Annotated in this window: 3 protein-coding genes and 1 pseudogene; 2 read left to right on the top strand and 2 right to left on the bottom strand. The window is 45.9% G+C overall.

From position 1 onward, the window contains the following. Window positions 1–108: 108 nt before the first annotated feature. Window positions 109–1155: an IS1595 family transposase gene (locus tag V3S16_RS16890; RefSeq protein ID WP_413887066.1), complete on the bottom strand. Its 1047-nt coding sequence runs from the start codon at window positions 1153–1155 to the stop codon at window positions 109–111. Window positions 1156–1207: 52 nt separating this feature from the next. Here V3S16_RS16890 and V3S16_RS16885 point away from each other — a divergent pair, with 52 nt between their 5' ends. After that, entirely contained in the window at window positions 1208–1453 is a 246-nt protein-coding gene (locus V3S16_RS16885; protein ID WP_413887064.1) for a hypothetical protein, read from the top strand. A gap of 780 nt (window positions 1454–2233) precedes the next feature. Further along, window positions 2234–2446: pseudogene (locus V3S16_RS16880) on the top strand (transposase); the annotation flags it as partial. Window positions 2447–2572: 126 nt separating this feature from the next. Here V3S16_RS16880 and V3S16_RS16875 read toward each other — a convergent pair. Continuing rightward, window positions 2573–2761 (bottom strand): hypothetical protein, encoded by a 189-nt coding sequence (locus V3S16_RS16875; protein WP_413887062.1) that lies wholly within the window; start codon window positions 2759–2761, stop codon window positions 2573–2575. Between the last annotated feature and the right edge of the window lie 131 nt (window positions 2762–2892).

Genomic DNA, 2892 nt, shown 5'->3' with positions numbered 1-2892 from the left:
AAAGGGACAATGTGATTGGTAAAGACAAGAGATCCTTAATACAAAATAAAATAAGGAACATTTTTAAAGACTCAGATGGTTTCGAAAAAAGAGTTGTTGCAACCATGCCTATCCGGTTAACACAGGTTCGTCTGATTCTGCTGGAGTCGTATGTGTTTTCGCACCTTCGTAAAAGTCCCTGTAGGTCATCGACTCCACTCGGGCGGCAGTCTTCAGCACACTATCAAATCCCACCATTGGCCAGAATCGCCGGGTAAATCGGAAAACGAACTCGTTAAGATAGCCCTGTAAATGCGTCGGGCTGACTCCATGATGTGTTCCCAGAAGCCACGCATCCAGATTCCCGAATACAATGTGGATCATTGGGAGATGCTGATCCGTCTTGGCTTTATCACCTCGGACAGGCATGGCTACGTGACTGTATCCCAGCTTGTGTAAATTGTCGTAACCGGTCCACCCGTCGGTCCGTACTTCCGCTCTTGTCTGTACATTGTCCAGAACCATCGGTTCCAGAGTTTTTTGCCCGCGGTTCGGAATAACTTGGAGGCGCAACCTGCCTGCGATAAAACTGCGGCCATGTCCTCCTCGGTGTTGCGGACGCTGGCCGGACGGTAGATTTGGGTCAGGGCCGAGAGCTTTCTTCCGCGGGAGCACCTCTACCATGCCGACAACAAGCGTCTTGTGGTGTTGTCCTCGCCCCTCTCCCTGTGTTGCACCACCGACGTACGTTTCGTCCACCTCGACTGGCCACTTAGCGCCGATTCGATCCCGTCCAGGCCGAACCATCGCAACACGCAGCTTGTGTAGCATCAGGAACGCCGTCTCATAGCGTTTGATGCCAAGCTGACGTTGGAACTGCAGAGCGCTCATACCAGGAGTCTGAGTTGTCACCAAGTACGCAGCCCAAAACCAGACCGGCAGGGGCTGCCGCGTTCTATGCATGACGGTGCCCGCTGTAAGGCTAACTTGGTAGCCGCATTGACGACATTCCAACACACGTGGTCTGGCCTGAAGACGCCACGGATCACCGACCTGACCACAGGACGGGCATTTGAAACCATCTGGCCACCGGATACGCTCCAGATGGCGAGCGCAGGCCGTCTCATCAGGGAAAAGATGTTGAAACTCCAACAAAGTTCGAGGGTAATCTGACATGCGCTGGATTATACCCTAAAATGCCAACCTGTGTCAAACGGATAAGTTTAATTTGGACCTTGAAGGAAAAGTTGTCACTGCCGATGCTCTGCTAACTCAGGTAAAAATCGCGAATTACATTGTCGAAGAAAGAAAAGCCGATTATGTGTTTACGGTAAAAGACAATCAACCAACACTTAAATCCCATATAGAAACGTTAAATCTGAAAGAAAAACCATGTGATCATAAAACGGTTGATAAGGGACACGGTCGCATAGAAATAAGAAAAATTCGCTGTAGTACCCAGCAAAATGATTAGATTGAATTTCCTCATGTAGCTCAGGTTTTCTGCATCGAAAGAGAGGTCTTCCATGTTAAAAAAGAAAAAACGACAACTGAGGTTGTATACGGAATTACCAGTCAATCTCCTGATAAAGCCTCACCCGAGAAACTTCTTCAACAAAACAGAGGACACTGAAGTATTGAAAACAAAATACATTGGGTACTTGATGTAACCTTTGATGAAGATCGCATCCAGATCAGCAACCTCCACGGACCAATGGTTATAACTTGTTTAAGAAAGTTCGCCATCAGTCTGTTAAGATTGCGTGGTTACAAAAACATGGCCGGTGCGTTTCGTAAGCTTTGGGGAAAACCGCACTTGGCCATAAACTTGGTAATGTAACTACGGACGGATCAAAGGGTCAGTTTGGTGGAATCGACTTTCCAAACGGAAAACGAAGTACTACGTGGCCACTTGGTAGTTAAGTCATATTTTATCCAAATTTACGTGGCCCTTTCTCACATCATAAATACATAGGGTCTTTCATACAGTGGCTTTAAAGTCTGTCAATTCCATAAGGCCCTTTCGTGAATAAGAATTTAGGGCCAATTAATAATGGAAATCCAAGCCACTTTCAGACGTTTTATTTCGGAATTCAAGAACGACTCTTAATATTTTATGTAAACTCACTTCCCGCATGAAAGGAAAAAGTTATCGATCATAATATGTTACTGGCATAATCTCGGTGGTTTTGTAGTTCGACATGTCTGACCAAAAAAATATTACAAATCACCAATAATATCAGTCGGCCAAAAAATGAATGAATTTACCGTGAATTTACACAAGCTGGGATACAGTCACATAGCCGTGCCTGTCCGAGGTGATAAAGCCAAGACGGATCAGCATCTCCCAATGATCCACATTGTATTCGGGAATCTGGATGCGTGGCTTCTGGGAACACATCACGGAGTCAGCCTGACGCACTTACAGGGCTATCTTAACGAGTTCGTTTTCCGATTTACCCGGCGATTCTGGCCAATGGTGTGATTTGATAGTGTGCTGAAGACTGCCGCCCGAGTGGAGTCGATGACCTACAGCGACTTTTACGAAGGCGCGAAAACACATACGACTCCAGCAGAATCAGACGAACCTGTGTTAACCGGATAGGCATGGAACAAGCTTGGATAAACGGTGCAGTGTTTTGGCATCAACCAGGGCATCATCCCATTTGGTTCTGGTGCGAGCGATAAGAGTTGTTAAGCCTGTCAAAATCGGGCCTTTTAAAATAAGATAAACTAGTAGACTGAAGACAACAATCAATGTGACTGCCAGACTGTTGGCCATGATTTCTGCTATGGTATCTGACAGTTCCCAACTTTATTATCCAGTTTTTAATTATTTCCATCATTGGTCACTCCTCCAAGGACAGATTTAATGTCTCTCGCTTTCCATTTTCTTGCATGACTTCTTCAGTT

The organism is Candidatus Desulfatibia sp., from assembly GCF_036446775.1.
Taxonomy (GTDB): Bacteria; Desulfobacterota; Desulfobacteria; order Desulfobacterales; family UBA11574; genus Desulfatibia_A.
Note: the sequence above shows the minus strand (reverse complement) of the source record. Positions and strands in the feature narration are given on the sequence as shown.

Excerpts from the sequence above, each read along its gene's own strand:
- V3S16_RS16875 (WP_413887062.1), bottom strand. The coding sequence starts at position 2,761 with ATGGCCAACAGTCTGGCAGTCACATTGATTGTTGTCTTCAGTCTACTA.
- V3S16_RS16890 (WP_413887066.1), bottom strand. The coding sequence starts at position 1,155 with ATGTCAGATTACCCTCGAACTTTGTTGGAGTTTCAACATCTTTTCCCT.